This is a genomic window from Acinetobacter sp. YH18001, assembly GCF_013416975.1.
Lineage (GTDB): Bacteria > Pseudomonadota > Gammaproteobacteria > Pseudomonadales > Moraxellaceae > Acinetobacter > Acinetobacter pseudolwoffii.
The window spans coordinates 61,037-67,036 of the sequence record NZ_VPEU01000013.1 but is presented as its reverse complement, the minus strand read 5'-3'; the positions used below and the strand labels follow the sequence as shown (position 1 = coordinate 67,036).

Annotated in this window: 6 protein-coding genes; 4 read left to right on the top strand and 2 right to left on the bottom strand. The window is 43.8% G+C overall.

Annotated features, from left to right (window positions below):
• Positions 1–286 precede the first annotated feature (286 nt).
• Genes FTV48_RS06465 through FTV48_RS14910 form a run of 3 tightly spaced genes read left to right on the top strand, consistent with a single transcriptional unit; the run spans position 287 to position 2,850 of the window.
• Entirely contained in the window at positions 287–1,732 is a 1,446-nt protein-coding gene (locus tag FTV48_RS06465) for a cytochrome ubiquinol oxidase subunit I (protein WP_179999734.1), read from the top strand.
• Positions 1,729–2,733: a cytochrome d ubiquinol oxidase subunit II gene (gene cydB / locus FTV48_RS06460; protein ID WP_005097023.1), complete on the top strand. Its 1,005-nt coding sequence runs from the start codon at positions 1,729–1,731 to the stop codon at positions 2,731–2,733. Before FTV48_RS06465 ends, cydB begins: the two co-directional genes overlap by 4 nt.
• Before the next feature lie 9 nt (positions 2,734–2,742).
• Positions 2,743–2,850, top strand: a complete 108-nt coding sequence (locus FTV48_RS14910; RefSeq protein ID WP_100328576.1) for a DUF2474 domain-containing protein — start codon at positions 2,743–2,745, stop codon at positions 2,848–2,850.
• Positions 2,851–2,917: 67 nt separating this feature from the next.
• Here FTV48_RS14910 and FTV48_RS06455 read toward each other — a convergent pair whose 3' ends face one another.
• Positions 2,918–3,472, bottom strand: coding sequence for a thermonuclease family protein (locus tag FTV48_RS06455; RefSeq protein WP_005170726.1), 555 nt, complete (start codon positions 3,470–3,472; stop codon positions 2,918–2,920).
• A 221-nt stretch (positions 3,473–3,693) separates the two neighbouring features.
• Positions 3,694–4,611, bottom strand: a complete 918-nt coding sequence (locus FTV48_RS06450) for a LysR family transcriptional regulator (protein ID WP_179999733.1) — start codon at positions 4,609–4,611, stop codon at positions 3,694–3,696.
• 92 nt (positions 4,612–4,703) lie between these two features.
• Here FTV48_RS06450 and FTV48_RS06445 point away from each other — a divergent pair, with 92 nt between their 5' ends.
• The gene (locus FTV48_RS06445) at positions 4,704–5,945 is read left to right on the top strand and encodes an acyl-CoA dehydrogenase family protein (protein WP_159515732.1); all 1,242 of its coding nucleotides are present in this window, start codon (positions 4,704–4,706) and stop codon (positions 5,943–5,945) included.
• Positions 5,946–6,000: the final 55 nt, after the last annotated feature.

Below are 6,000 nucleotides of genomic sequence, written 5' to 3'. Positions count from 1 at the left end.
CTTGAATTTGCTGCCAGATATCATCGGTGAGAAGAGTACGTGCCATTGAAAAAATATAGAAATCAAAAGAGCTTAAAGGAGGATTTTAAGTATTTAAAACCAATTTTTCAAATGAGGACACGCCCTAATTAAATAGCGCTTACACATTGTTAACTTGAGTAAAAAATAACCGACAAAAGTCTACATATTGCCAAGCCAAATTAAGCCTAAGCTAAGACCAAGAAAAAACACTTCACTAATAAATCTAAGCAAGGCTCCTACAAATAATTATATATAGGTGAAATGTATGACCCTGGGTTTAACCGCATTAGAGTTAGCGCGAATACAATTCGCCTTTACTGTCTCTTTTCATATTATTTTTCCTGCAATCTCAATCGGATTGGCCAGCTTTTTGGCGATTCTGGAATGGCGCTGGCTCAAAACCCAAGACCCGATTTATCGGGATCTGTTTAAGTTTTGGGTGAAAATCTTCGCTGTAGCATTTGGGATGGGCGTGGTCTCTGGCGTGGTCATGAGCTATCAGTTCGGCACCAACTGGAGTGAATTCTCCCGGATTGCAGGTGGCGTGACTGGCCCATTACTGGCCTATGAAGTTCTTACCGCCTTTTTTCTGGAAGCGGGCTTTTTGGGAATTATGCTCTTCGGCTGGGGACGGGTGGGGCCACGTGCACACTTTTTCTCGACCTTGATGGTCGCGGTAGGCACCTGTATCTCGATGTTCTGGATTTTATCCTCCAATAGCTGGATGCAAACGCCTCAAGGTTTTGCCATCGAAAATGGTCTGTTTGTCCCCAAAGACTGGATCGCCATCGTATTTAACCCGTCATTTCCCTACCGTTTGGCGCATATGGCGATTGCTGCCTTTTTGGTTTCTGCATTGCTGGTGGCAGCCACAGCAGCCTGGCATCTTATTCAGGGCCGTCGTGATGCCTTGGTCAAAACTTCATTTTCCATGGCAATGTGGCTGATTCTGGCACTTGCGCCGCTACAGGTTTTGGTGGGTGATGTACATGGTCTAAATACGCTTGAACATCAACCCGCCAAACTGGCGGCAATGGAAGGTCATTGGGAAACCAATCATGATGGCGGCATGCCTTTATATCTGTTTGGACTGCCAGATATGCAGGCTGAGGAAACCAAATATGCCATCGCCATTCCTAATCTGGGCAGCTTGATCCTGACACATTCCATGGACGGTACTGTCACCGGCTTAAAGGATTTTGCACCTGAAGACCGTCCTAATTCGGCAATCGTGTTCTGGAGTTTTCGGATCATGGTCGGGCTAGGAATGTTGATGCTACTGCTGGCAATCTGGGGAGCATGGTCACGTAAAAAAGGCCGCTTTTATGAATCCCGAGGATTACATCGGTTTGCCCTGATTATGGGGCCTTCCGGTTTTATTGCCATGCTGGCGGGGTGGTTTACGACGGAGGTTGGCCGTCAACCCTGGGTGGTGTATGGCATCATGCGTACCAAAGACGCCCTATCGCCGGTATCGGCAGAGCAGGTAGGCTTGACCCTGATTATCTTTGTCGTGGTCTACTGTGTGGTCTTTGGCGCCGGTATTTATTATATGTTACGACTCATGCACAAAGGCCCGGAATTTATTCATTCTACACCCTCACATGAAATTGATAGTGATGTGATTCAGGCATCTCGCCGGCCATTGAGCAGTATTCGCGAGAGTATTGAGGATGGGGCCGATAATGCAGATCAGGAGAATAAAAAATGATTGATTTGTCATTGATTTGGGTGGTGATCATCGCCGTTGGTGTCCTGATCTATGTCATTCTGGATGGTTTTGATCTGGGCATTGGCATTCTATTTCCGTTTTTTCCGCATCAGGATGACCGTGATGTGATGATGAATACTGTTGCGCCTGTCTGGGATGGCAATGAAACCTGGATGGTATTGGGTGGCGCAGGTTTATTTGCAGCATTTCCGCTGGTCTATTCCACCGTATTATCTGCACTGTATATGCCGATCATCCTGATGGTGATTGCGCTGATCTTCCGTGGTGTTGCTTTTGAATTCCGTTTTAAGGCCAATCGCAGTAAACATTGGTGGGACAAAGCCTTTATTGGTGGTTCTGCGCTGACCAGCTTCCTGCAAGGGGTGATTTTAGGCGCTTATATTCAGGGAATTGAAACCCGAAATGGCATTTATGCGGGCGGCGGGCTGGACTGGTTGACACCATTTAGCCTGTTTACCGGTCTGAGTGTCATGGTGCTGTATGCTGCCTTAGGCTGTGGCTGGCTGATTTTTAGAACGGCCGATCAGTTACAAGACCGTATGTATCAGCTGATGCCAAAAATGATTATCGCCTTATTGATTATCCTGGGCGCTGTCAGTATTTATACGCCGCTGACTCATCCGCAGATTGCGGAACGCTGGTTTAGTCAGCCACAATTTATGTATCTCATGCCCGTGCCGATCTTAGTCCTGTTATTTACCTGGCTGGCTTTACGTGCCTGCAAACAACGTAAGGAACTTAGCCCATTCATGTACATGCTGGTGCTGGTTTTTCTGGCCTATACCGGATTTCTGATCAGTCTCTGGCCTTATATCATTCCACCGTCAGTGACCATCTGGGAGGCGGCAGCGCCAGAAAGTAGTCAATTATTTACCTTAATTGGTGCTTTATTACTTATTCCAATCATTCTGATTTATACCGGCGTGTCGTACTGGGTATTCCGCCATAAAGTGCGGGTCGGGGATGATGGCTATCATTAAGGAGCAACAATGAAAGGGAAGCAGATATTATGGTTTGTGGGCCTATGGATTTTAGGCTTCGTTACTCTGGCTTTAATTGCAGGCGCATTCAGGTTTTTTGTCCATCTGGCGTATTAATTTAAAAATTAAAAAGTGATCTGGCGAGCCGGATCACTTTTTAATAGCGAAGAGAAATCAGCAAAGATTAGGATTTTACCTGTTTTCGATACACACTTGGGCGTACAGGTCGGCTACTTTTCCAGAGTCCTTTTTTCTGTTTTTTGGCTTTGTTTTGCAAGTCCAGCATATAGCGTAAATGGTTTTTATCTTTAATATAATCTTCGTAGACCCATGCTGCGCCGCGTTTCACGATTTCTTCATTGATATTTTTACGATAGCGGTAAACGACGCCGACGCAGCGACCATAACGGTCAATATCTGTAATTTTCACGCGAACTATTTTGTTTTTCACCATGCTTTTAACTAGACGCTGTGACTCTTTGCCATAGCTTTGGCTGGATTCTGGCGCATCCACATAGGCAAAACGTAGTCTGGTTTCAGAACGTCTAATATTGAAACGGTAGCAGGTGAGGGTATCCCCATCGCTAACCGCCTTAACACGACACCAGTATTTCTGTCCTTTTTTAAAGGGACGAAATATATCCTTGAGGTAAATGGTGAGTTTGTGCAGCAAATAATAGGAAAAGCATAAGGCAAATAAACCCAGCACAATTTGCCAGGTGGGAGAAAGAGGCAACAAGCTAAAATCCAGATCATCAAAAGAAGCTGTAGAAGAACAACAGCAAGCAGATGCATGATTGTAGAGGAAAGCCCCAAGCACTAGAGTTCAAAAGCTAAACAGTCAGTGTTTCATTTTGTATTTATAAATAGCCTAAGCAATTTAGGTTGAGCCTGACATTTCAGGCTACAATACCAACCATTAGAATAGCCTAAGCAAAATTCATATCTACTTAAAATAGCCTAAGTAAAAATGTTATTAATTTCGCTTCGCAAAAATTGATGTCTCTTATTTTCCTGTAAATCTTTGTGCCAATACATTCCCATATTAATCTTAGGCAGTTGCACAGGCACTTCAAAAAAATTCAGAATTTTGGCTATCTGTAAATGTTCTAAGATATTGCGTGGCATAGTCAACATCGCTTGGGGATATTGCTCCAAAATTTGCAACGCAGTTGAATAATGCTGACAGCGTAAAAAAATCTGTCTTGAAAGCTGCTTACGGCTCAAATACAGATCTTCAATTAAGATACCTGTACGGCGAGATGATACGCCTATATGTGGGGAGGAAAGATAGGATTGTTCTGAAATTTTATTTTGCTGCGTACAGACTACAAATTCATCTTGTACTAAGGGTTCAAACTGAATTTTATCTCCCAGTTTTTGCTCAAGATCCATGACAAAATCGACCTGCTGCGCCGCCAGGTCAGCACTGATATTTTTACGATCCAGTTTGATGCTACTAAACTGAATATCCAGATTCATTTTCTGAAAATGTGCCACCAACTTTGGAAAAATCATTGGTTCAATTTCATCATGTACGGCAATTTTTAAACTTTGCACCATATTTGGTTGAAATTTTTGATGCTGAATAGAAATACTTTGAATCGTCATCAGGGCATTTTTAATGGCGGGATAAATCTGTTCAGCAAACGGCGTGGGTTGCATTTTTGCACCAAAACGTACGAACAGATCATCCTGCAACTGATTTCTGAGCCGCTGCAAAGCGTGACTAGCAGCAGATTGGGTGATACATAATCGCTGTGCTGCTTTAGAAATACTGTTCTGTTCAAAAATAGCGACAAAAAGTGGATATAAATTGATATCTATACGATGGAAAACACTCATATCCATCAGTGTTTTATTATGAATGCTATGCATGATGAGCTATGGATTAAAATCATTTTATTCATAATAGTTTTTAAGTTAAGGTCTTGTAAAGCAGAATACAAAATATCCAGAGGGAAATAGCCATGTTTGAGTTATCCGCACGCGCGCAAGACTATGTTGAACGAACTAAAAAATTTATTAAAGATGAAATCGAAGCTGTTGAAGCCGATTTTTGGCAGCAAGTGCATGAGTTAAATCAAGGCAGTGACTGGACCAAATGGCAATGGCCGACTGAACTGGAAACTTTAAAAGCCAAAGCCAAAGCAGCAGGGCTGTGGAATATGTTTCTGCCATGTCCTGAACTGGGCCAAGGTTTATCAGTCAATGAATATGCTCATATTGCCGAGCTTTCGGGCCGTAGCCTGATTGCACCGACCGTATTTAACTGTAATGCGCCAGACAGCGGCAATATGGAAGTCCTCTGGCGTTATGGCTCTGAAGAACAGAAACAGCAATGGCTTTTGCCATTACTTGAAGGCAAAATCCGTTCTGTATTTTGTATGACTGAACCGGCGGTGGCTTCTAGTGACGCGACCAATATGCAAGCAACGGCGGTCATCGAAGGCGATGAAATTGTTCTGAATGGCCGTAAATGGTGGTCATCAGGTCTGGGCGATCCTAATGCCAAAGTCATTATTTTTATGGCGCATACGCCAGATGAAAGCAAAGACCGTCATCATCAGCATTCCATGGTTCTGGTTCCTGTCGATACGGCGGGTGTGAAAATCGAAAGAATGTTACCGGTATTTGGCGACTATGATGCACCGCATGGTCATGGTGAAGTCAGTTTTGAAAATGTCCGCGTTCCAGTTGCCAGTTTTATTGGTGGTGCCGGTCAAGGCTTTGAAATTGCTCAAGGTCGTCTCGGGCCAGGCCGTATTCACCACTGTATGCGTTGTATCGGCGCTGCGGAAAAATCTTTGGAGCTGATGATTGACCGCGGTATGAGCCGGACTGCCTTTGGTAAAGAAATTTTAAAACTGGGAGGCAATCTGGAACGTGTTGCTGAAGCACGGGTCGCGATTGATCAAGCACGTCTTTTAACCTTGTATGCAGCCTATAAAATGGATACTTTAGGGAATATGGCGGCTTTGACTGAAATCTCGGCCATTAAAGTGGTTGCGCCAAGTGTATTAGAAAAAGTAGTAGACATGGCCATACAAATTCACGGTGGTGCTGGTGTCTCCCGTGATACGCCACTCACCGGATTCTTTGCTCAGGCACGTGCCCTACGTTTGGCGGATGGACCAGATGAAGTGCATAAAGGTATGATCGCAAAACTGGAACTGACTAAACGTGGTTACAGTACACGCCATAAAAAATAAGCTTAAACACGATATAAAGTTTGAAGACATTTGAAAAAGAATTGAAGGAAAAATT